Source organism: Sporosarcina saromensis (genome assembly GCF_054901285.1).
Map to the genome: position 1 here is coordinate 3,312,632 of NZ_CM142738.1, position 21,745 is coordinate 3,334,376.

At 41.0% G+C, this 21,745-nt stretch carries 22 protein-coding genes and 1 pseudogene; 6 read left to right on the forward strand and 17 right to left on the reverse strand.

From position 1 onward, the window contains the following. Window positions 1-212: 212 nt before the first annotated feature. Together ACVHUV_RS16890 and ACVHUV_RS16895 are read right to left on the reverse strand one after the other, a co-directional pair. Window positions 213-908: a GNAT family N-acetyltransferase gene (locus ACVHUV_RS16890; protein WP_462085381.1), complete on the reverse strand. Its 696-nt coding sequence runs from the start codon at window positions 906-908 to the stop codon at window positions 213-215. After that, window positions 905-2,017, reverse strand: coding sequence for a mandelate racemase/muconate lactonizing enzyme family protein (locus ACVHUV_RS16895; protein ID WP_462085382.1), 1,113 nt, complete (start codon window positions 2,015-2,017; stop codon window positions 905-907). The genes ACVHUV_RS16890 and ACVHUV_RS16895 overlap by 4 nt, the downstream gene beginning before the upstream one ends. An 87-nt stretch (window positions 2,018-2,104) precedes the next feature. Between ACVHUV_RS16895 and ACVHUV_RS16900 the strand changes: the two genes are divergently transcribed. Next, window positions 2,105-3,349 carry an HTH domain-containing protein gene (locus tag ACVHUV_RS16900; protein ID WP_462085383.1) on the forward strand — a complete coding sequence of 415 codons (1,245 nt, stop codon included), beginning with the start codon at window positions 2,105-2,107 and terminating at the stop codon, window positions 3,347-3,349. A 44-nt stretch (window positions 3,350-3,393) separates the two neighbouring features. Here the strand turns inward: ACVHUV_RS16900 and nhaC are convergent, their stop codons facing one another. Next, window positions 3,394-4,836 (reverse strand): Na+/H+ antiporter NhaC, encoded by a 1,443-nt coding sequence (gene nhaC / locus ACVHUV_RS16905; protein WP_462085384.1) that lies wholly within the window; start codon window positions 4,834-4,836, stop codon window positions 3,394-3,396. Between the two features lie 216 nt (window positions 4,837-5,052). Here nhaC and ACVHUV_RS16910 point away from each other — a divergent pair, with 216 nt between their 5' ends. Continuing rightward, window positions 5,053-5,916 (forward strand): YitT family protein, encoded by an 864-nt coding sequence (locus ACVHUV_RS16910; RefSeq protein ID WP_462085385.1) that lies wholly within the window; start codon window positions 5,053-5,055, stop codon window positions 5,914-5,916. A gap of 135 nt (window positions 5,917-6,051) precedes the next feature. Here ACVHUV_RS16910 and ACVHUV_RS16915 read toward each other — a convergent pair whose 3' ends face one another. The 3 genes from ACVHUV_RS16915 to ACVHUV_RS16925 form a co-directional block, all read right to left on the reverse strand. Continuing rightward, window positions 6,052-6,474 carry a VOC family protein gene (locus ACVHUV_RS16915; protein ID WP_462085386.1) on the reverse strand — a complete coding sequence of 141 codons (423 nt, stop codon included), beginning with the start codon at window positions 6,472-6,474 and terminating at the stop codon, window positions 6,052-6,054. A 44-nt stretch (window positions 6,475-6,518) separates the two neighbouring features. Then, window positions 6,519-8,315, reverse strand: a complete 1,797-nt coding sequence (locus tag ACVHUV_RS16920) for an SLC13 family permease (RefSeq protein ID WP_462086934.1) — start codon at window positions 8,313-8,315, stop codon at window positions 6,519-6,521. Window positions 8,316-8,474: 159 nt separating this feature from the next. Further along, on the reverse strand, window positions 8,475-9,365 hold the full coding sequence (locus tag ACVHUV_RS16925; RefSeq protein ID WP_371389226.1) for an ATP-binding cassette domain-containing protein: 891 nt from the start codon (window positions 9,363-9,365) through the stop codon (window positions 8,475-8,477). A gap of 691 nt (window positions 9,366-10,056) precedes the next feature. Here ACVHUV_RS16925 and ACVHUV_RS16930 point away from each other — a divergent pair. Continuing rightward, window positions 10,057-10,962, forward strand: a complete 906-nt coding sequence (locus ACVHUV_RS16930) for an AEC family transporter (protein ID WP_371389225.1) — start codon at window positions 10,057-10,059, stop codon at window positions 10,960-10,962. Window positions 10,963-11,467: 505 nt separating this feature from the next. Here the strand turns inward: ACVHUV_RS16930 and ACVHUV_RS16935 are convergent. From ACVHUV_RS16935 to ACVHUV_RS16950, 4 genes and pseudogenes are all read right to left on the reverse strand, one after another. Next, a pseudogene (locus ACVHUV_RS16935) lies at window positions 11,468-13,509 on the reverse strand (TRAP transporter permease). Continuing rightward, window positions 13,496-14,023: a DUF1850 domain-containing protein gene (locus tag ACVHUV_RS16940; RefSeq protein ID WP_462085387.1), complete on the reverse strand. Its 528-nt coding sequence runs from the start codon at window positions 14,021-14,023 to the stop codon at window positions 13,496-13,498. Before ACVHUV_RS16940 ends, ACVHUV_RS16935 begins: the two are co-directional and overlap by 14 nt. A 95-nt stretch (window positions 14,024-14,118) precedes the next feature. After that, window positions 14,119-15,087: a TAXI family TRAP transporter solute-binding subunit gene (locus ACVHUV_RS16945; RefSeq protein WP_462085388.1), complete on the reverse strand. Its 969-nt coding sequence runs from the start codon at window positions 15,085-15,087 to the stop codon at window positions 14,119-14,121. Window positions 15,088-15,258: 171 nt separating this feature from the next. Continuing rightward, the gene (locus ACVHUV_RS16950; RefSeq protein ID WP_317942572.1) at window positions 15,259-15,828 is read right to left on the reverse strand and encodes a phosphatidylglycerophosphatase A family protein; all 570 of its coding nucleotides are present in this window, start codon (window positions 15,826-15,828) and stop codon (window positions 15,259-15,261) included. 203 nt (window positions 15,829-16,031) lie between these two features. Between ACVHUV_RS16950 and ACVHUV_RS16955 the strand changes: the two genes are divergently transcribed. From ACVHUV_RS16955 to ACVHUV_RS16965, 3 genes are all read left to right on the forward strand, one after another. Further along, window positions 16,032-16,757, forward strand: a complete 726-nt coding sequence (locus tag ACVHUV_RS16955; protein ID WP_317942571.1) for an alpha/beta hydrolase — start codon at window positions 16,032-16,034, stop codon at window positions 16,755-16,757. A gap of 86 nt (window positions 16,758-16,843) precedes the next feature. Further along, window positions 16,844-17,359 carry a YjcG family protein gene (locus ACVHUV_RS16960; protein ID WP_317942570.1) on the forward strand — a complete coding sequence of 172 codons (516 nt, stop codon included), beginning with the start codon at window positions 16,844-16,846 and terminating at the stop codon, window positions 17,357-17,359. A 2-nt stretch (window positions 17,360-17,361) separates the two neighbouring features. Next, a complete protein-coding gene (locus ACVHUV_RS16965; RefSeq protein WP_317942569.1) occupies window positions 17,362-17,793 on the forward strand; it encodes a GNAT family N-acetyltransferase in 432 nt (143 codons plus the stop codon). A gap of 97 nt (window positions 17,794-17,890) precedes the next feature. Here the strand turns inward: ACVHUV_RS16965 and ACVHUV_RS16970 are convergent, their stop codons facing one another. The 7 genes from ACVHUV_RS16970 to ACVHUV_RS17000 all read right to left on the reverse strand — a co-directional run bounded on the left by ACVHUV_RS16970 (window position 17,891) and on the right by ACVHUV_RS17000 (window position 21,678). Continuing rightward, complete coding sequence (locus ACVHUV_RS16970; RefSeq protein WP_462085389.1) at window positions 17,891-18,199, reverse strand: hypothetical protein; 309 nt, start codon at window positions 18,197-18,199, stop codon at window positions 17,891-17,893. A gap of 783 nt (window positions 18,200-18,982) precedes the next feature. Then, window positions 18,983-19,234: a stage VI sporulation protein F gene (locus tag ACVHUV_RS16975; RefSeq protein WP_317942567.1), complete on the reverse strand. Its 252-nt coding sequence runs from the start codon at window positions 19,232-19,234 to the stop codon at window positions 18,983-18,985. A 17-nt stretch (window positions 19,235-19,251) separates the two neighbouring features. Next, the gene (locus ACVHUV_RS16980; RefSeq protein WP_317942566.1) at window positions 19,252-19,386 is read right to left on the reverse strand and encodes a YjcZ family sporulation protein; all 135 of its coding nucleotides are present in this window, start codon (window positions 19,384-19,386) and stop codon (window positions 19,252-19,254) included. 74 nt (window positions 19,387-19,460) lie between these two features. Beyond that, on the reverse strand, window positions 19,461-19,823 hold the full coding sequence (gene spoVAE, locus ACVHUV_RS16985) for a stage V sporulation protein AE (protein ID WP_317942565.1): 363 nt from the start codon (window positions 19,821-19,823) through the stop codon (window positions 19,461-19,463). Window positions 19,824-19,832: 9 nt separating this feature from the next. Then, entirely contained in the window at window positions 19,833-20,831 is a 999-nt protein-coding gene (locus tag ACVHUV_RS16990; protein WP_462085390.1) for a stage V sporulation protein AD, read from the reverse strand. Next, entirely contained in the window at window positions 20,825-21,280 is a 456-nt protein-coding gene (gene spoVAC / locus ACVHUV_RS16995; RefSeq protein ID WP_317942563.1) for a stage V sporulation protein AC, read from the reverse strand. The genes ACVHUV_RS16990 and spoVAC overlap by 7 nt, the downstream gene beginning before the upstream one ends. After that, complete coding sequence (locus ACVHUV_RS17000; RefSeq protein WP_371389218.1) at window positions 21,280-21,678, reverse strand: hypothetical protein; 399 nt, start codon at window positions 21,676-21,678, stop codon at window positions 21,280-21,282. Before ACVHUV_RS17000 ends, spoVAC begins: the two co-directional genes overlap by 1 nt. Window positions 21,679-21,745 lie beyond the last annotated feature (67 nt).

Here is a 21,745-nt window from a genome sequence, read left to right on the forward strand (position 1 = left end):
CCCCCTATGTAAACCTTTTCATCTATATTCTACTATACTAATTTCACAGTAAGATAGAAAGGTAGATTGCCAAAATAATGACTGAAGTACTTATCGTTTTGCAAATAAAAATACTGACGACAAATCACTAAACCTTTAGGACTATTCCAACATTATAAAAAAACGATCCCAATTTAAAAGATTGAGACCGTTTTACAGGATTGCCTACGTTATTAAACTGTTCGCTTCTTTTTGAAGATGACTTTCCACTCTTCAGCTTCTTGTCTCATTCCGACACCAATCCAACCATCTTTTAATAACGCCTGTTGCCTTTCAAGGTAAGACATATCGATAAGGATTGTTTCCAAATCATTCACTTCGATTGGATCATCCGTTAATTCTTTCATCATCGTATAACGAATAAGATTGCCATACTTCACTTTTAAGGAAATAATATGCATCCCTAAAGAAAATTTGTCTTTTAAGCTTGCAATGTTGAATGGTGCGACCGTCGTGCAGACATATCGGAAACGACTCGTATCTACTTGCTCCATCAACATTTTCCCAAGCATTTTTTGAAGGCCGTTTCCTCGATAGGCAGGATGGACATTGGAAATTTCAGAGTACAAGACCGATGGCAGCTCATTTTCTGAGAGTCCCGCATCTCTCCCTAGATGTTCTTCATCTATTTCAGGTTCTAACATCGCTCGAAACGCAATGAGCTCCTCCTCGTGGAATGCACCGAGCATACTACCATTTCCATTAAGAATGAATCCAAACTCTTCCTCTGATAGCGGTTGAAGGAATGACGTATCCGGTAGAGCAGCGATGACGTTCTCTTGTAAGCTTTGAATGGCCAAGAGATCATTCATCGTCAACGATTGAATTCGAATTGTCTGCCCGTTCGGAAGTGTTTGTACCGTATTCATCCTTTCACCTTCTCAGAGAACACTGTAAGTTTCGCTAAGACGCTTTCATCTACATCTACGCCTAATCCAGGCTTTTCAGTTAAACGGATAAACGGAACATTGTAGTGTAAGTTCCCAACATCCTCACTAAACTTTAATGGGCCTGTCAATTCAACACTTGTCATGATTTTCTTTGAAAAAGCAACTTGGAAGCCTGCCGCTGACCCGATGGATGACTCAACCATCGAACCAACTTGACACTCAATTCCTGCCATTTCAGCCATATGCGCAAGTTTCATGGCTGGATAAATACCGCCACATTTCATTAACTTGATGTTTACCTTATCAGCTGCACGTTTTGCAATAATTTCACGCATTTCGCGAACACCGCGCAAACCTTCGTCAATCATGACAGGTACGGAAGTTTTAGATTTAATTTCCACCATCGCATCAATGTCATCCGCTTTAACAGGTTGCTCTAACCAGTCAAGGTCACATTGTTCAAGTTTCCGCAACGCTTGTAACGTAGCTGCACTATTTACCCACCCCTGATTCACATCAACACGGATTGCAATGGCATCTCCTACACGTTCACGGACTGCTTGGATCCGTTTAACATCTTCCATAACATTCGTACCGACCTTCATTTTCAATGAACGGTACCCTTCTGCTACTCGATGTTCTGCTTCGTCTGCCATATGTGCTGGGGAAGCAATGCTTAACACATGTGTAATTGGAAATTCATCGTGGTATCTTCCACCTAACAACGTATACACCGGAACGTCCAACGCTTTACCGACTACATCATAACAAGCGATATCGATTGCAGCTTTGGCAGCCGGGACACTATAAATCTCCTTGTCCATCCGTTCATGAATCTTTTCCATTTCTGCTGGATTCATGCCAATGAGTGCAGGCGCAAGTGTATTTTTTAATACTGCAAATGTACTCTCCCAGCTTTCTCCCGTAACATGTTCATCTGCCACCGCTTCTCCATATCCAACATGCCCACTATCTGTCGTCATTTTGACAATAATTGAAGGCATATAATCATAAGTTGCATAACTGATTACAAATGGTTCAACCAACGGAAGGTGTATTGCAAAAATTTCAATTTCAGTAATTTTCATCATTTTTCTTCCTTTCTGTTTTAACATCCTTTATAGTAATTGTAACACTGTCGTTAAATAGTCGCTATAAAATTGGAGGGATTTTTGTTGAGAATAAAAATTGCGATCATCGGTTCAGAACATTTTTGTTCGCATGTTTTACAGCTCGTCAAAGAAAACGACGATATGGCTATCGAATGTCATATCTATGATGAGCCCCAAGAAGCAGCTACTATCATTCAAACAATTAAACCTTGTGATGCGATTGTGTTCTCCGGATCACTGCCTTATTTGTACGCACAAAAAGCGGTTCAACAATTCGCGGTTCCAGCAATCTTTTTACAACAGGATGAAACCGCTATCTCCACTACGTTACTCTATGTGTTAGCGAACGAGCAACTACCTTGTGATCGTATTTCCATTGACGTCACAAATCGATTTTATGTGGATCATGTGATTGAAGATGTTAACGGAACCATTGCTCTTCCTTTTATCCATGAATTGCAAGAAGATGACACGATTGCAACACTCGTTTCATTTCACAGTAAGCTAATGGATGAGGGAAAAACAGCTATCGCTATTACAAGTGTCCATGCTGTGTACGAGCAGTTAAAAGCTGTCGGGAAAAGAGCTTGCATGATGATCGACCCTGGAAGCTCTATCGTAAGAAGCCTTTACGAAGCCCGTCAACAAGCTATGCTTCAGCAGAGCACTTCTGCTCAAATCGCTGTCGGCATTGTGACAGCTCCAGATCCGTCTATGCAAGACTTTATCGCTACACTCGCTCAACAATTGCATGCACATTGGCATGAATCAGCAGGGGAATACACACTCTTCACGACAATGGGAAATTTAGAGTACTCTATTAAAAATCCGCAATTTACAGCGCTAGTAAATCAACTACCCTCCACTGTAAAAATAGCATTCGGTTGTGGTGAGTCAACAATGATTGCCGCAGACCATGCAAGGCTTGCTTTAAATTTTAACCGGTCGACAGATCTAAGAGGTTTTTACATTCTTGATGCTCACAAAAAACTGCACGGGCCATTTCCACAAACGGAAGATGTGCTGGACATGAAAGTCGATCATCCAACATTATTGTCCATGGCTGATAAAACAAAACTCGGGCCAGCAAACATCTCGAAATTACTTGCATTTAATAAATCACGTTCAACAAACCAATTTACCGCTAACGATTTAGCCATCTATTTGAATGTATCCAGAAGAACCGCAGAACGCACAATTAAGAAATTGATTGAGTATGATTATATAACAATCGTGGGCGAGGAAATGACGTACAAACAAGGAAGACCCCGTGCGATCTATGAATTTAATTTTCCAACTCACATGTAACAAAAGGCCGTCCTAGCCAAATGGCAAATGGACAGCCTCTTTTTTTACATTTCAACTTGGACTTTATCATCCAATTGTTCTTTTTTTGCCGCTTCCATTTCTTCCTTCGTCATTTTGACAATAGAGAAACCAGTAGCCGCATAAATAATTGAAATCAACGGAATAACTAAATTGAGTATTGCATAAGGACCATATTGAGCAACCCCAACACCTAATGTACCTAATATGAATACCCCACATGTATTCCAAGGGATAAATACTGACGTAATCGTCCCACCGTCTTCCAATGCACGGGATAAGTTTTTCGAGTGTAGCCCCATTTTTTTATACAGCTTTGAAAACATTCTTGACGGAACAACGACTGAAATATACTGTTCTGAACAAGTTGCATTTGTAAAAATACAAGTTGCAATTGTTGATGTGATTAATGAAAAAGATGATTTAACACCTTTCATGAGCTCATTAATAATTGACTGAAGCATACCTGAATACTCAAGTATTCCTCCGAACGTCATTGCGACAAGCGTCATTGAAACGGTATACATCATGGAATCCAAGCCACCGCCATTGAACAGCTTATCGACCATCATATTGCCTGTTTCAATTGCAAAACCACTTTGTAATGCTTCAAGCGCCCCTGCTAATGAACCGCCTTGAACAAAAATTTGTGATAAGAATCCAAGGATAATACCGACAATAAGTGCAGGGATAGCTGGTACTTTTAATGCAACGAGCACAATAACTGCTAACGGAATGAGCAGTAACCATGGCGTAATGAGGAAACTCTCTTGTAACACTGAAGACGTTTGTGCGATCTGTTCCAAGTTCAAATTGCTGTCTGCAAACCGTCTTCCTAAAAAACCATAAACCCCAAGTGCAATTAGTAAACCAGGAACGGTTGTATACAACATATGCTTAATGTGATCAAAAAGATCTGTCCCTGTCAAACCTGATGCTAAGTTCGTCGTATCTGAAAGCGGTGACATTTTATCACCAAAATAAGAACCTGAAATAATTGCTCCTGCGACCATCCCGGCAGGAATTCCCATACTTAACCCAATTCCCATACCTGCAACACCAATCGTTCCCATTGTAGACCACGAGCTACCAATTGCTAAGGAAACAATTGCACAAATGATTGTAATTGCGACTAAGAACCAACCCGGTGTAATGATTTGCAAACCATAGTAAATCATTGTCGCAACGATACCGCCGCCCATCCATGAACCAATTGTCAATCCAACTAGCATTATGATGACGACAGCTGGTAATGCAAGCTTAATTCCTTTATACATCATTTCTTCGATTTCTTTCCACGTAAATCCATATCGCCAAGCGACTAAAGCTGCGGTCGTTGTACCGACGATTAAAGGCATATGTGGACCTTGCTCCAGTTTCACGACGGTCAGAAGCATAACACCTATCATAATGAGTAGTGGCAAAATTGCCATGAAGAATCCAATCTTCTTTTTCTCTGGTTGTTTCATCGGTACCCCTCCAATAAATAATTATTTTTTTGTAAAATTAAAATTTGTCGCTAATTGGTCGTTAATAGAATAATATACAGTTTTTCAAAAGGAGTCAATAGTTTTTTTGAAAGCGATTTCAGTGATATACTACAATAATGTATAGAATGCATTGAGATTCGAGGTACATAGTACGATATAACTAGTGAAACTAGTGCTAAAAAGGAGCTTATTGTCGTGAAAAAAGAACATAAAAAGGAAACGTTTCGAAGTCTTATCCAACGCTACTTTTTCATACTTATTGGGGTTACATTAGCAGCAGTCGCGTTGGAGCTCTTCCTAATACCCAACTCGGTCATCGATGGTGGAATCATCGGAATTTCACTTATCTTGAATTTCATGACGGGCATTCCGTTTGGTATTCTCATTCTCATCATCAATTTACCGTTTCTCTTCTTCGGGTATAAACACATCGGCAAGAACTTCTTCATCTCTTCATCTGTCGCGATTGTATTATTAGCCGTTATTGAATTCCCATTAAAATCGGTAGGTCCATTTGTCACCGATCCCTTGCTCGCGACCGTCTTTGGCGGAATTTTGCTAGGTGCAGGTGTCGGACTCGTCATTCGAAATGGCGGGGCATTAGATGGTACAGAGATTCTTGGTATTTTATTGACAAGAAAAATCCCTTTTTCCGTGGGCGAATTCGTCATGTTCTTTAATATTTTCATATTTGGCTGGGCAGGTTTTGTCTTAACGTGGGAAAAAGCGATGTACTCCATTTTGACGTATTACATTGCTTCAAAAGCAATTGATATCATTATACAAGGGTTGGAAGATACGAAAGCGGTCATAGTCGTATCTGACGAGTACGAAGAATTGCGCGCCGCTATTACGGAAAGACTTGGCCGCAGTGTCACTTTGCTTCACGGTAAAGGTGGTTATAACGACAACGAAAAAGAAATTATTTACGTCGTCATTACCCGCTTGGAAATCTCCAAGTTGAAGCAGATCGTACGTGATATGGATCCGTCAGCCTTTGTGACAATTACAAATATACAAGAGACACACGGCGCCGCGTTTAAGTCTGCGATCCATTAATGGGATTTAGGTTCATAGACCGTTCCTCTGCGCTCTACTCGTGAATATGAACAAGAAACATTGTAAAAACAGAAAAAAATGCATGCCGGCGAATTTGCCTCATGCATTTTTTTATGATTTATCCCAGGCTCTTTTTTATTCCTCATGGCTTACTTGCCATTCGATGCCAAATTGATCTTTTACCGATCCGTAGCATTTGCTCCAAAAAGTCTCTTGAATGTCCATTGAAATACGACCACCTTGTTTCAGCTTATGAAAGATGGATCGTAATTCTTGTTCATCTTTGCTCACGTACACTAAGCTTACGTTGGTTCCAACGACATAGGGTGAACCTGGAAATGTATCTGAAAACATGATCACATCATCGTTTATTGTCAAACGTGTGTGCATGATTCGATCATGAGCTTCTTCAGGTAATGGGTACTCCGGATTCGGTGGGGCTTGACCAAATGTCATGAATTCAGGTTTTTCCACATTAAATACGTCCGCATAAAACTCCACTGCTTGTCGACAATTTCCATTGAATGTTACATATGCATTGATAGCGATAACAATCATACTCCTTTTTCAGATAAGTAGTTTTATTTATCATAGCATAGGTTTTATTTAAGCGGAAACAAGAGTGGAATGGCAATCATCATGACAATGAACATGATAAATTGTAGCGGGACGCCAATCTTTACAAAATCCTTAAACTTATAATTCCCCGCAGTCATGACTAGAGCATTCGTTGGAGAAGCTACTGGTGTGGAAAATGCCATACTCGCTCCTACCGCTACAGCAATTAAGAATGGATAGGGACTGACACCTATACTTAACGCTGCACTCATTCCGATGGGAGCAAACAGAACCGCTGTTGCTGTATTGCTTATGAATTGCCCAAACAGCATTGTCAAAAAGAAGATTCCTGCAAGGACGCCCATTGGCCCTACCCCGCCTAAGAGTTGAATAATCCCTTCAGAAAGCAACACCATGCCCCCTGTATTCTCAAGTGCAGTCGCCATCGGTAACATGGCACCAATTAGCAAAATACTTTCCCAGTTAATCTGCCCATAAGCATCATCCATATTGCGTACACAGCCGGTTAAGATCATTAAGGCTGCGCCAATTAAGACCGAAATGACTGCTGGAAACACTTCGAGCACCATTAGCAGAACGATAAGTGCCATGATTCCTCCTGCAATTGCAGCCTTTCCGCTTGCAGAAGCGACACTTGCATGCTCTTTCGGTTGACCGATGACAACCACATTCCTCGTTTCTTTCGATAACAGTTCAATTGAATCCCAAGCACCTTGCACGAGAATCGCATCTCCAAAACGCAGCTTTTGCTTGGACATATCTTTGACAACAAATTCCCCTTGTCGATTAATCCCTAAAATATTCAAGTTGTACTTTTCACGAAAATTAATACTTCGCACTGTTTCATTGATCAGTTTAGAATGGGGCGTCAATAACACTTCTGCAATGCCTAACTGTTTGGATACTAGTTCTTCCGTTTCTGAAGTCGCTTCTTCACGAACTAGCCCAAACGCTTGGATGAATTTCTCGAGATTAGCTGCACTTCCTTGGATATATAGTCGGTCTTTCTCTTGGATCACACTGTTTGGACCAGCCATTTCTTGATACGTCATAGGCATTAAGTTCATGCCTTCAACCGATTTACGACTAATTTTTAAAATGCATAAATGGTACGTAGCTGGAATTTTTAATTGTGCAAGACGTTTTCCTACCAATGATGAGCCTTCAGGTACTTTCACTTTGAACAACTTTCCACCTAATTCATAATCAATGGCCAATTGTTTTGTTGCTAATGATGCATAGCCATTTGTAGTAGAAGAGGCAGAACTACTTGGAAGCAGTTTATTGCGTACCGCATACAAATAGACGATACCAACCACAACACCGATAATACCGATTGGCGTGATTTGGAAAAAGCCTAATTTTTCATAGCCGTTATCGACAAGTAATTGGCTCACTATTAGATTGGGTGGAGAAGCGATCAATGTCAGCAATCCTGAAAAACTTGCCATATAGGAAAGAGGAATCAAATACTTCGACGGACTACTTTTAATGCTCATTGCAATGCTAATGACAATCGGCAACATGAGCGCCACCGTACCCGTTTTACTCATGAACGCACCAACTGAAGCGACAATGACGAGTAACAATACGAACAATCGGCTTTCACTTTCTCCCGAATAGCGCAATAAAAGAGTGCCCGCCATTTGCGCAAGACCGGTACGATAAATACCTGCACCGATGATAAATAAGCCCGCTATCATGATGACAACAGAATTCGAAAACCCAGATAACGCTTCTACAGGTGTTAGGATTCCGGTAATGACAAAGGTCAATAACGCAAGCATCGCAACCAAATCGGCTCGAAGCTTATTTGTCATGAATAAAACAATGGTAATGCCTAAAATGATAAACGTCAGTGTAAGTTGCAAAATCGATAATTCCTTTCAATGAGTTCGTTACTTCTATTGTAGTATAGACAGAAAAAAAGTGCTTTATCGATCAGCACTTTTTTGTGAATCATTGAAGCGTTTTTATGTTTACGATGAATAGTACATTTCATAATATTCAGCCGTCCCCATTGGCCCAACTGTCATCTCTTTCTCATTGTATGGTAACATGATCTCCATCCATTCTGTCTGTTGTTCCATACTGAGCCCATCGAGCGGAAGACATAATAAGTGATTTGCTACATAGACATGTTTTTTTGGTAACGTAAGATCTTTCTTTAGAGCAGTATATTGCTCCGGAGACATTTCAATTTTAAGGAAGCACTCATTTTGGCTTGTGAAACGTTGCTCGTGAATGAATGTCCCATCTTTTAAAAACAATACACGATCTGCATACAAATCTAGGTTTTCTAATAAATGCGAAGCAACGAAAATCAATTTATCACTCTTCATATCTAGTAAGCATTCAGAAAGAAGGGCAACATTGTCCACGTCAAGACCATTCATTACCTCATCCATTAGCATCATCGGTGTATCAGCTGCCATCATCATAGCGAAACACAGTCGTTGGCGCATTCCAAGCGAATAGGTTCCCACTTTCCGTTTTACATAATGCCCCATCTGAAGTCTCTCAACAATCATAGGAACATTTTTACTATTCCCTTGCCACAGTTTTGCATAAAGTTTTAGATGATCAATCCCTGACAACTCTTCAAAGAGATCTTTTTGCTCAGGAAATGTGACCAACTGTTTATGGATATGTAATTCTTCACGTTCATTCCGATACGTATGCTTTCCTCCAAAGACGACTTGACCTTTATCTGGTTTGACGAAGTTGGCTATGACATTAAATAGTGTAGTCTTACCCGTACCGTTCGGGGCAACTACTCCGATAATTTCCCCTTTATGAGCGGTTAAATCCAGTTCATCTAAAATTACTTTATGTTGATATGCAATAGATACATTTGATAATTTTAACAAATCTTCTACCTACCTTTCTCTAACTAGTTCATTTACGTCTTCGCATTTGAGTAAAAAAGTTTATGGGAATAGTTTAGAAAAATTCCTTTTTATCAGGCATGTTGATTAACCGTTTTTTTAAAAGTATATTTTTTGACCCGTTGGCTTGCGTTCCGGCGCACGCTTTCCGCGGGGCACGGGTGAGCCAATCGAACAACGAAGAGTTCGATTTGCCGTATTTCTGCGTACTTTGCGGAAATTAAGGCATCCTTGCTCCCAACGCTACACTTTTGCTCGCAAAAGCCGTTCTACGTAACGGCTTTCCCTGCGGGGTCTCACCATTCGTGCTATTCCCCCGCAGGAGTCGGCGCCTGCACTCCAGCCACCTAGTTTATGACGACAACTTATTTTCCTCTCACTTTAATACCACAATCTGGTTAATCAACAAATCTGCTTTTTTATATCACAAGCATTTGTTATCCCCATTGTCTTTTCTTTCTGAAATCTCATTCTATTATAGGTAAAATCTGAAAATTTTTCAATAGGTTTACTCTAAGTCTTTTAAATCTCCTTTCATAATCGTTGCTAGTAGCCACCAGATAAAATCACGAATTTTCAAAGTTACGATAAAAACCATTCGACTGACGAACTTTTTTCCAATAGTATTAAACATAGTGGTTGCTATTTCTACGGTTGAAGGAGTTGGCATACGTTGGATTTACTCTTTATTATCTTCCCGGTCTTTTTCATATTCTTGATTGGGTATATTGGACAAAAGCTAATAGGTTTTGACATTAAATCGATTTCAATGACCGCTTTGTACTTAATGTCACCATTTTTAGCATTCCGCACGTTTTACGGCAATCCGTTAACTTGGAATTATATGTACATAATCGTTTTTAGCTTATTATTATCTATCGCTTTGTTCATTGTTGTATGGAGTACAGCAAAATTGATGAAGGCAACGCGTTCTGAAAGATCCGCAATGATTTTAGGCTCGGTATTTATGAACAGCGGCAATTATGGTGCACCTGTTGTTTTATTCGCACTCGGTAAAATTGGTTTCGACTATGCTGTCATCATGATGGTTTTTCAATCTCTGCTAATGAACTCTTTCGGCATTTTCTTTGCATCGATTGGAGCAAGCGAACGGGCTACTTGGCAAGACGCCTTGCAACGTGTAATTCGGATGCCACTCATATATGCAGCACTTCTTGGCATTATCCTGCAATTACTTGCTGTTGAACTGCCTTCTACGTTGATGGAAGGGGTTAGTTTAATAGCTGATGCGTCGATTCCTACGGTCATGTTAGTGCTTGGTATGCAATTGGCCGCAATGGTTAGAAAAAAAGTGAAGTATCAATATGTAACAGCAGTGACAATCATTCGCATGTTCGTATCTCCAGCAATTGCCGCTGTTATATTGTTATTTTTACCGGTTGATGATGTACTTCGAGCAGTTCTGATCATTCAAGCTTCTATGCCTGCAGCAGCCAATACAACGATGTTTGCATTACAATTCGGCACTGAACCTGATTTAGTTTCTTTTACGACGTTTGTCACGACAATAATTAGCATATTGACGATTCCGGTCATACTGCTACTCGTTGGTGTTTGATTTGTGTTCTGTGGGTTTATGCGGAGTTTAGAGGAAGTATGCTGCGTTCTCGGAGTTTATGCGGCGTTTGGAGGAAGTATGCCGCGTTCAGCAGAATTTTGCTGCGTTGTAAAGAGCTATTTATTTTAATCATAGCTTGCAAGAAACGTTAATCAATTGAAGGAATTAACCTGTTCAATAAATCTTTAGCTTCAGCAAAAGATTTATTGAACGCGGGAAACATCGAGTTTAGGGATAGTATAGACGCGCCAAATTGGTTTTGACCAATCAGGCTTTTGAGCTTTATGGATAGATTCATCTACTATGTAAGGTTCCATTCGAGAAGGCTTTTAATTGATAAAGCTTATAGAACTTGTCTCAGATTCTTCTATTTTAAAATGACTTTTGCATGGAATGTAAAGAAACGATAGAGAGAATTTCTTCCTCACTCATTTTATAAGAGAAGGGCTGTCACAGAAAATCAGTGTTCAATGATTTTCCGGACAGCCCTTATCGCTATTTTTGATTAAGAGGCAACTGCCACTTTGTTTTTGTTATTTTTATCTTTCGTCTTGAGCTGAATTGCAAGTAGAAGTGCAAACATGCCTAGTCCCACAACATCCGTAATCGTTTCTGGGAAAATGAGGAGCAATCCTATCGCAACGATGATAATCCGTTCAATCCAATAACATTTTCGATACCAATAGCCGATCATTCCAGCACCAATCGCAATCATCCCGACAATTGCTGTGAAAGTGACCCATACAATTTCAAGCAATGAAGCATCAATCATTAACAAGGCCGGATTGAAGACAAACATGTATGGAATGATAAACGCCGCAATGGCCAGTTTTGCTGAATTGACACCTGTTTTTATCGGATCGCCTCCAGAAATTCCGGATGCCGCAAATGCAGCCAATGCAACCGGAGGTGTAATATCTGCAATAATTCCAAAATAGAACACGAACAAATGTGCAGAAATGGCGATGACGACAGGCACTGTTGTACCTGGCCCAATTTCACCACCCATTAGTAATAAGATAATCGCTGGCGCTGCTATCGTAGACGTAATGACATAGTTAGCAGTTGTCGGCGATCCCATTCCTAGTACAATTGCTGCCAACATCGTGAATATGAGTGTCAATAGAATATTCCCACCAGCTGCTGACACGAGACCGTTCGCTAAACTTAAGCCTAATCCAGTCTTAACGACTACACCGACGATGATCCTGCGCAAGCTGTTGCAGCAGCAACTGCGAGAGCTGTACGTGCACCATCGACAAGTGCTTCAATAATATCTTTAAATCCAAGTCTCGTTGCTTTATCAAAGAAACTCACGACAATTGTTAAAACGATTCCGTATAGTGCAGCTTTCATCGTTGGTACGCCTAACAGGAGGAACACAATGATTCCGACTATCGGCAATAACAGATAAATCTTCTTTAATGTCGCCCTTCTGTCTGGCATCTCTTCAGGAGACATTCCTTGTAAGCCAACGCGTTTTGCTTCGAAATGCGTCATAATCCATATTCCTGTAAAGTAGAGCAACGCTGGGATTGCAGCCGCTTTGGCAATCTCCCAATAAGTTACCCCACCAATAAATTCAACCATTAGGAAGGCTGCAGCTCCCATAATCGGCGGCATGATTTGGCCACCTGTAGAAGCAGCTGCCTCTACCCCTCCAGCGAATTCTTTTCGATACCCTAACTTCTTCATCATTGGAATCGTATACGAACCGGAACCTACGACGTTCGCAACGGAACTTCCTGAAATTGTTCCTTGCAGAGCACTCGAAAAAATCGCAACTTTTGCAGGTCCACCGGTCAAACGACCGGCAAGGACAACTGCTAAGTCATTGAAGTAATTCCCGACGCCTGTTTTAACGAGAAACGCTCCAAAGAGCAAGAACACAAAGATGAACGTTGCAGATACACTGATCGGCGTACCTAAAATACCATCTGTCGTAAAGAATAGAAGTTGGACCAATGATTCTAAATCTTGTCCCCTATGTGCTAAGAAACCTGGGAAATGGCGACCAAAGAATGCATAAATTATAAAGACGACTGAGATAATCGTGATTGGTAATCCAACAGCTCTTCTTGCCGCTTCAAGTGTGAGTAGAATAGCAACGATACCAATGAACATATCCATTTCAGATACGCGACCGACACGGTATACTAAATCATTGTAAAATAGTGGCCAATAGAGACCGACCGCGATCGCCAATAGCGATAAGAGTATGTCATAAAAAGGAACTTTGTTTCGTTTCACACCAGGTTTTTTTACCGCGGGAAATAGCAAGAAAATTAATGACAATGCAAAACCTAAATGGACTGAACGTTGGATATACGCAGTAAATTGCGTTCCGATGGATGTGTATAATTGAAATAGTGAAAATGCAAGCAATCCTGCAAATACGATGATCTTGAAGAAACCCGTTAAGTTTCTTGTATTGGACTCAGGATCATATTTTTGTAGTAATTCTAACTGTTGTTCTTCAGTTAACGTATCATGTGATGAAATGTCGGTCTCCTGTTGGGATGGGTTCCGCTTTTTATTGTTCGCCATTCATCTGAACTCCTTTCATCTTCTGGTACCAAGATAGGCGTTGCACACAAAATTTGTACGACTCCCCCCGTGCCAAATAGTTTTTCAAGTTGAATTCCTTATCACGATACTTAAATGCCAAATCAGCATCTACATCACCTACAAAAAGAACAAACGACTGGATACGGTTATCGTCGTAAGAAAGCGTATATACGCCATCTTCGATAACCAACGTTTCACCTTCTTCAGCATAACCCGGTAAACCGATACCGACATCTTCATATTGCATGGACAGGAACTGAAGTTTATCTGTTTCTGTCACTTGATAACTTTCAATGACATCTGTCAAAAAAATGGAGTGAACATACCGGATTTGAAAATTCCTATCATTCTCCATTTCTACATAATACGTCTTTGGATGATCAGATCGATAGTCCGTAAAGGTGAACGACTTATGTATGGGTAAGAAAATAGAAACGAGGCTGGTAAGCAGAATAAGAAGTAGAATGGGCAGCCATACACTCTTTTGCATCATCTCCCCATCCGCCTTTCTCACTTGCAATGAAGAATGGGACGGCTGAAGCTAATTGCTTCACCGCCCCGCGCTACTTGCAGTTTGTCAATACTTACTTATTTTTCATCAAAGTACTTCTGAGCACCTGGATGAACAGGAATGCCAATACCATCAAGTCCTGTTTCTTTCTTGATCAATGCACCTTTTGGATGCGTCAATTTAGACGTGTTGTCATAAATTGCTTTTGTAATTTCATACGCCAAGTCTTCTGGTACGTCATTTTGAATGACTAGCATTGCACCAACAGATACTGTCGGTGTATCTTCAGCAATTCCGTACGTTCCAGCTGGAATGACTTCTTTCGCGTAATATTGATATTTTTCGATTAGCGCATCTGCTTTATCATCCGCAACAGGGACAATGAAAACTTTTGCAACAGCATTCAAGCTTTCAACCGCTCCTGTTGGTGTACCTGCTGTGATGAATGCTGCATCGATTTGGCCAGATTGTAAACTTTCTTGAGACTCACCGAAGTCCAAATCTTGTTGTTCGATATCATCCATAGACAAACCGTGGATTTCAAGAAGTTGCTCTGCGTTCGCATACGTTCCTGAACCTGGTGCACCTACAGAAACTTTCTTACCTTTTAAATCTTCAAATGACTTAATGCCTGACTTCTCAGTAGTAACCAATTGAACAGTTTCCGGATAAAGTGCACCAATAGCAGATACTTGGTCAACCACTTCTCCGTCGAACATCATTTCACCTTTAGAAGCATAGTACGCGATGTCTGTTTGTACGAAAGCGATTTCAGCTTTTCCATCTTTTAATGCTGTCATGTTAGCAGCTGATGCTTGTGAAACTTCAGCAGTCGTTTTTACACCTGTTTCAGATGAGATGATATCAGCTAGTGCGCCACCTAACGCATAGTACGTACCTTGTGTTCCACCCGTCAATAAAGACAGATAATCATAGTCTTCTTTTGTTTTGTCCCCACTTGCATCATCTTTGCCACCACATGCTGAAAGAACAAGCAATGCAAACATTGAGATAATTGCAAGTATACGCATACCATTTTTATTCATACAATCTCTCTCCCCTTTTGTAGAGTACTAGTTTCTAACTCCCAACTATTCTACCATGAACATCTAATCACTTGTCAATCTTTCTATGGAATACTCAGTAATTTGCAACCGATTTCATTAGTACTAAAAAAAGAAGAAGTATCATTACTGCCTACTTCTTCTTTCCGTTTCTCACTCATTCGGAGAAGGTTTGTCTTTTTGCGCATTCGCTTCAAGGTATGTTATGCCTGCTTCGTCTAAATCACGTTTACGGTGTGCAAGTCGAGATGCTGCACACGATGCGACACTCGCAATTAAGTCATCTAAAAATGTATGAACACCGTTCCCTTTTTTGGTGTCTAGATCATTTATAATGCCGATTTTGTTTTTATCTAAATGGCCGAACGTCGTTACAGCGATGGAACCATATGTAAAAACGGCTCCTAAAGCAATTGTTTCATCCACTCCGAACAGACCTTCATCTGAAACAACAATTTGTTGCAATGGAGCTGAAAGTTTGCCCTGTTCGGCTAATTCATCGAGTTCAATACCCACAAGGATTGCATGTTGCAGTTCACGTTTCCTTAACACGCGCTCTACCGAGTCCACACATTCATCCAATTCCAATCCCTCATGATAAGGGACTTGCATTTCATAAACAATTTTAGCGATGTCTTCTAATGTCACGCCTCTTCGGAACAATGCTTCTTTTGTTGCTGTTGTAACGACATCGGAATGGACAATATTTTTACCAGTAAACATAACGTAATTCCTCCTTCGATGATCTTTCGATTTATCAACTATAGTATGACAAAAATCTTTACATTGTACGTTCATTCTAACGTACCGTCCACTTCATTCAACTCGTTGCCCATACAAAAGGTGTATAGCCTGTCCAAGCATTATACCTGTTCACTCCCTTATGGTACAATCTTCGTACACACTCAACTAGGAGGGAACCGACAATGAAATACGGCAAAATTGAAGAAGTGAATTTTTATAGCAATGCGCTGAATGAGGACATGCAACTGCTCATTCATTTACCACAACAATACTCTCCACTATATAAATACTCCGTGTTGTTTGCTTCAGACGGAAAAGACTATTTTCAATACGGACGGATCGGCCGTGTGGTGGATGAGCTCGTTCATGATGGCGAAATTGGGAATATGATTGTTGTTGGCATTCCTTATAAAAGTGTATCCGAACGGCGGAGAATGTATCACCCGGACGGGGATCGACACGAAAATTATATTCGTTTTTTAGCGCATGAACTGGTTCCTTATATCGATGAACACTATCCGACGTATCAAATTGGGGCGGGGAGAGGCTTAATAGGAGATTCACTGGCAGCAACTATTTCATTGCTGACCGCTTTAAAATATCCGAATTGCTTTGGGAAAGTAATTCTTCATTCTCCATTTGTAAATGATAGTGTATTGGAAAAAGTCGAAGCACACAAGGATGTGTCTACATTTTCCATATACCATGTCATCGGAAAAGACGAAACAGAAGTGAAGACAACAGAGGATGGAGTTCAAGATTTCCTTACACCGAATCGACAATTGAACACCCTTATTAAGAAAAAAGGGTTTTCGTACTTCTATGAAGAGTTCGATGGAGACCATACGTGGAAGCATTGGCAAAAGGATGTTCGTCGTTCAATTCAGCATTCATTTCAAGATGAATGATGTCAATGAGGACAAATTGTTATACATTCTGCTATAATTAGCAATATGATGTATGTTTTAAACATTCCAAGAGGAGGTCATTTAGTATGAAATATGGTATCGTAGCATTCCCATCCAAGAAACTTCAAGACGTAGCAAATGGGTATCGAAAACGGTATGACCCACATTATGCGCTAATTACGCCACACATGACAGTCAAAGGCGTTTTCGAAGCAGATGATAAAGAAATAGAACATGTTGCAAAAGCAATCCGTGAAGTTGCGAATAAAAACAAACCATTTGAACTGAACGTTTCAAAAGTGAGCACATTCGCTCCTATTACCAATACCATTTTCTTTAAAGTGACAGAGAATGATGAGTTACTTGCACTCCACAAAGACCTAAACGAAGATTTCTTCGGTAATGCACCGGAATATTCTTTTGTTCCACATATTACAATTGCACAAAAGCTCAGTTCAGGTGAACATGACGATATTATCGGCCAATTGAAGATGGTTGGAGTTGACCATACGGAAATTATTGACCGCATTCACCTTCTCTATCAACTTGAAGATGGATCGTGGACTGTATACGAAACGTTTCGTCTTGACGAGGAAAACTGAAATTGATAGATGTTAAAATTGCCCGCTCAGATAGAGAGCGGGATGATGCTTTTTATGTGCGTAAAAAAGTTTTCGTGGATGAACAAGGTGTTCCTATTACATTAGAAATAGATGAATATGATCAGACAGCCAATCATTTTATTGTATACATTGATGAAAATCCGATTGGAGCAGGTCGTATTCGTGAAATTAACAAAGGGATTGCAAAAGTGGAGCGTGTTTGTATTTTACAAGAATTTCGCGGAAAACACTTAGGTTCTTTGATCATGGAAGAACTGGAGAAATATGCGCGTTCTGAAAACATGACGAAAATTGTGCTTAATGCACAATCTTATGCAGTGCCATTCTATGAGAAACTTGGGTATGTCGTCACATCTCCCGAATTCATGGATGCTGATATTCCCCATCGAGCAATGGAGAAAGAAATTAACTAATAAAGAAAAGAGCAGATTTGATAACCGGGTGGCCGGTTTTCAAATCTGCTCTCTTTTTCATCATCTGTGCAGCTAAGTCATTATCTTCTGCGGTCATTTACACATATGCATTCACCGCAAGACCTTTCCCAACAACATAGGCAATTTCGGGAGACAAGTTTGTCGGGTCTGGGTAAATAAATCCTTTCATTGCAGGAGGGTGGTTACTTGCTGAAGACGGATTTTCATTCTCTTCCATTAACCTCTCCTGTTCTTGCAATAACGTATCATTGAACTTTCCTAACTGTTCTGGATCAAGCTTCACTTTTTCAACTCGATTAATATAAGCAAAATTAGTCCGCCCGGCATTCATGCGATTCGCATACATTTCAGATTGAATTGGTTGAAATGGCAAAATGTAACCCATACCCACACCTCTTTTCAAACGATTTTACTTCTTATTCCCCGTTCTCTACACTATGAAACATTTTTTGAATAAAGAATAAATTTACTGCAGATAAATTAAAAAAACAGAGAGGCTCGCTCTCTGTTTTTTTACGGACGAAAGGCAGCTCCTCGGGTCACTTCAGTAATGAAAGTAAAGGCAAAGAGCGCCTTTATTTCATTTCTTCCGACGTACACGACGTACTAGTGTCGACGTTGCCACAGGACGTGGCGCACTTAGTCGACCAGTGCCTGTCGGAGCTAAACGCCTTTCTTCGCTTTTGGTTACATCCAGCTGCAGGCGTCAGCCCCTCGAGTCGCTTCGGTCTTGAGATAAAGGCAAAGGGCGCCTTTATTTCAAGACCTCCGACGGACACGATGTACTAGTGTCGACGTTGCCACAGGACGTGGCGTACTTAGTCGACCAGTGCCTGTCGGGGCTAGACGACGCCTTCCGCTTTTGTTACATCCAGCTACGAAAGGCAGCCGCTCGGGTCGCTTCAGGCTATGGAAATGGTGCAAAGAGCGCACCATTGTCCTTAGCCTTCCGACGTACACGACGTACTAGTGTCGACGTTGCCACAGGACGTGGCGCACTTAGTCGACCAGCGCCTGTCGCGGCTAAACGCCTTTCTTCGCTTTTGGTTACATCCAGCTACAGGCGTCAGCCCCTCGGGTCACTTCAGACATGAAGCTAAAGGCAAAGGACGCCTTTACTTCATGTCTTCCAGTGCCTGTCGGGGCTAGACGACGCCTTCCGCTTTTGTTAGTTCCCCATCATTTTTTGGATGTCGTTGATGTTGACGGAACTGCCGTTTTTGACGATTGATTTGACGAGTTCGTCTTCCATGTGTTGGGGGACGTTTTTCTTTGCGAGTTTTCCTACCTTCTGAACGATTTTACGGACTTGCCGTTCGTCGTTGAAGTTTGCGTGTTGGATTGCGTTCGCTAGTGCGAATACCTCTTCCATTGGCACACCCGTTTTGGATTCAATCTTCTTGAAAAAAGAATCATTCATATTGTCTATCCTCCCCCTTAGCAAAAGGTCGCTCCCACAATGATCAGCAAGATGAAGAGAACTACAATTAGAACGAATGTGGAACCGCCGTATGAGCCTTTTCCGTAACCGCCATATCCTCCGTAGCCGTAAGGATTGCATCCACCGTACATAAAAATCCCTCCTTCCCTTCCATCTATCGTATGCAGATAGTGGAGAGAAAGAGGGGGCGTTCGCACAGATTATTTTAGACATTGCCTTTTGGTTTGAAAATGAAGGATGCGATGAACGCGAATAGGATGGCAGAACTGATTCCAGAGCTCGTCACTTCGAACATCCCTGTTAACACACCAATTAGTCCATGTTTTTCAGCTTCCTCTAATGCCCCATGTGTTAATGCATTCCCAAAAGAAGTAATGGGAATGGTTGCACCGGTGCCGGCAAAGTCAATAAGCGGCTCGTATAAGCCAAAACCGTCTAAAACGGAGCCAATTACGACTAATGTGCATAGCGTATGTGCCGGAGTCATCTTGAATACATCAAACATGATTTGACCAATGACGCAAATGAGTCCACCTACTATGAACGCAGTTATATAAATTGAAAACAAATGAACCACTCATTTCATCGTTATTTCGACTGCATGTGCAACACAAGGAATCGTATCGCCTTGCTGGAAGGTCAATGGGGACAATAATGCACCTGTCGCTATGAGCAACACACGCTTATACTCTTTTTTCATGAGCTTGTTATAAACCTCGGATAAATAAACAGCAGCCGAACACCCTGCACCACTGGCTCCTGACATAAAATCAGGATTGTTTCCATAAAACTCCATACCTGCATCACTGAAATTATCGAACTCCGTAATTCCTTGATTGCCAGCAAGTTTTTGAAAGATCGCAAATCCGTTCTTTCCTAAATCCCCTGTCATAATCAAATCATAATCTGTGGAAGAAGTTTGATGTCCATCAAAATGGCGCTTTAATGTGTCTGCAGCTGCCGGCGCCATTGCGGCTCCCATATTCAAAGGGTCGGTCATGCCCATATCAATTGCTTTGCCAATTGTTCCACATTCAATAGAAGGAAAACCATTTTCATGTGGAGTGACGGCGGCCATACCCGCTGCAGTAACGGTCCATTGTGCGGTATCCGCCTTTTGTGCTCCATATTCAATCGGATAACGGAATTGCCTTTCAATCGCGTTATGTTGACTAGCAGAACCGGCGATTGCAAGTTTTGACATACCAGCTTCCGTTAAAAGCGCACCCATTAGTAATGAAGAAACAGAAGTTGCACATGCTGAGAATAACCCGATATATGGAATACCAAGCGTGGTCGCCCCGAAATTTGATGGAGTCATTTGATTCACTAAATCACCAATTAATAAATAATCGGCTTGGCTCGGCACTTTCTCAAGTTTACTTAGTGCAATCATACAAGCATCTTCGACTAACTTTGCATGGCCTTGTTCATTCGTTTTCATCTCACAACGTTCATCTTCGTACATTTTGTCAAATTGATGAGAAAAAGGACTTTTCTTTTCAAGTGGACCGGCTGTTACACCTGTCGCTACAATGGATGGTTTTGAAGAGAATGTCAGCAAGCCTTTCACCATGAAACGACTCCTAACTTCACGAGTATCGTTTTAACAAGTGCAACTAAAAATGCCGAGAACACGCCGAATAGAATGACTGAACCAGCCAATTTAAACATGTTTCCGCCAACGCCGAGTACGAACCCTTCAGACTTGTGTTCAATTGCCGCTGAAACGACGGCATTTCCGAAACCTGTTATCGGAACAGCCCCACCCGCTCCACCAAACTGTCCAATTTTTTTATAAACACCGAATCCTGTCAATAGCATTGAAATGAAAATCATTGTTGCGACTGTCGGATTGCTTGCTGTCCGCTCAGTGAAATTAAAAAATAGCATATAAAAAACAGCAATGAATTGGGCGATTAGACAGATAAAACCACCTGTTAAGAATGCTTTAATGCAATTTTTCAATAGAGGTTTTTTCGGTGTAATACTTTGCTCGATTTTTGCGTACTTCTGCTTGTCCATTATGTCTGTTCCTCCGCTAACGCAATAAGCTCGTGGATTTCTTCGAGTACATCAATTTGCTCTTTATTCAGAATTAGTTTCGTCGTTTCTGTCAAGATCTTACTATCTGCTGACACGAAAACAGACAACTCCGGATACTTTTCCTGCAATTCCTTTTCTATTGCCGAGGCAATTTTCCGCTTATTGAACCTGGAAAATGTTTTGACGCGGATGCCGACAAGTAAATGATCTTCATGAAAAAGGACAGCAGCTCCTTTCACACGGGACTCGTCTTTAATTACTTGTTCAGCTGTACTTGAATTTTCTTCCGTCCCGTTCTCAACTCTAAATTCATTCGGTATACAACCGGACAACAATAACACGAGACACAGAATGGGTAGTAGTTGACGAATCGTCATCAGCCCCTTTTTTTAACAGTATGGACTGTGCATTTGTTTTTATGCATAGTCGTGATGTTTGCCCTAG

What these genes read in the sequence shown, in the direction of transcription:
- ACVHUV_RS16975 (WP_317942567.1), bottom strand. Translation starts at nt 19,234, where the DNA reads ATGAATGATTCTTTTTTCAAGAAGATTGAATCCAAAACGGGTGTGCCA.
- ACVHUV_RS16940 (WP_462085387.1), bottom strand. Translation starts at nt 14,023, where the DNA reads ATGATGCAAAAGAGTGTATGGCTGCCCATTCTACTTCTTATTCTGCTT.
- ACVHUV_RS16890 (WP_462085381.1), bottom strand. Translation starts at nt 908, where the DNA reads ATGAATACGGTACAAACACTTCCGAACGGGCAGACAATTCGAATTCAA.
- ACVHUV_RS16970 (WP_462085389.1), bottom strand. Translation starts at nt 18,199, where the DNA reads ATGGGTTACATTTTGCCATTTCAACCAATTCAATCTGAAATGTATGCG.
- ACVHUV_RS16990 (WP_462085390.1), bottom strand. Translation starts at nt 20,831, where the DNA reads ATGGTGAAAGGCTTGCTGACATTCTCTTCAAAACCATCCATTGTAGCG.
- nhaC (WP_462085384.1), bottom strand. Translation starts at nt 4,836, where the DNA reads ATGAAACAACCAGAGAAAAAGAAGATTGGATTCTTCATGGCAATTTTG.
- ACVHUV_RS16945 (WP_462085388.1), bottom strand. Translation starts at nt 15,087, where the DNA reads ATGAATAAAAATGGTATGCGTATACTTGCAATTATCTCAATGTTTGCA.
- ACVHUV_RS17000 (WP_371389218.1), bottom strand. Translation starts at nt 21,678, where the DNA reads ATGACGATTCGTCAACTACTACCCATTCTGTGTCTCGTGTTATTGTTG.
- ACVHUV_RS16960 (WP_317942570.1), top strand. Translation starts at nt 16,844, where the DNA reads ATGAAATATGGTATCGTAGCATTCCCATCCAAGAAACTTCAAGACGTA.
- ACVHUV_RS16920 (WP_462086934.1), bottom strand. Translation starts at nt 8,315, where the DNA reads ATGACAAATAAGCTTCGAGCCGATTTGGTTGCGATGCTTGCGTTATTG.
- ACVHUV_RS16950 (WP_317942572.1), bottom strand. Translation starts at nt 15,828, where the DNA reads ATGTTTACTGGTAAAAATATTGTCCATTCCGATGTCGTTACAACAGCA.
- ACVHUV_RS16915 (WP_462085386.1), bottom strand. Translation starts at nt 6,474, where the DNA reads ATGATTGTTATCGCTATCAATGCATATGTAACATTCAATGGAAATTGT.
- ACVHUV_RS16895 (WP_462085382.1), bottom strand. Translation starts at nt 2,017, where the DNA reads ATGAAAATTACTGAAATTGAAATTTTTGCAATACACCTTCCGTTGGTT.
- ACVHUV_RS16980 (WP_317942566.1), bottom strand. Translation starts at nt 19,386, where the DNA reads ATGTACGGTGGATGCAATCCTTACGGCTACGGAGGATATGGCGGTTAC.
- ACVHUV_RS16955 (WP_317942571.1), top strand. Translation starts at nt 16,032, where the DNA reads ATGAAATACGGCAAAATTGAAGAAGTGAATTTTTATAGCAATGCGCTG.
- spoVAC (WP_317942563.1), bottom strand. Translation starts at nt 21,280, where the DNA reads ATGGACAAGCAGAAGTACGCAAAAATCGAGCAAAGTATTACACCGAAA.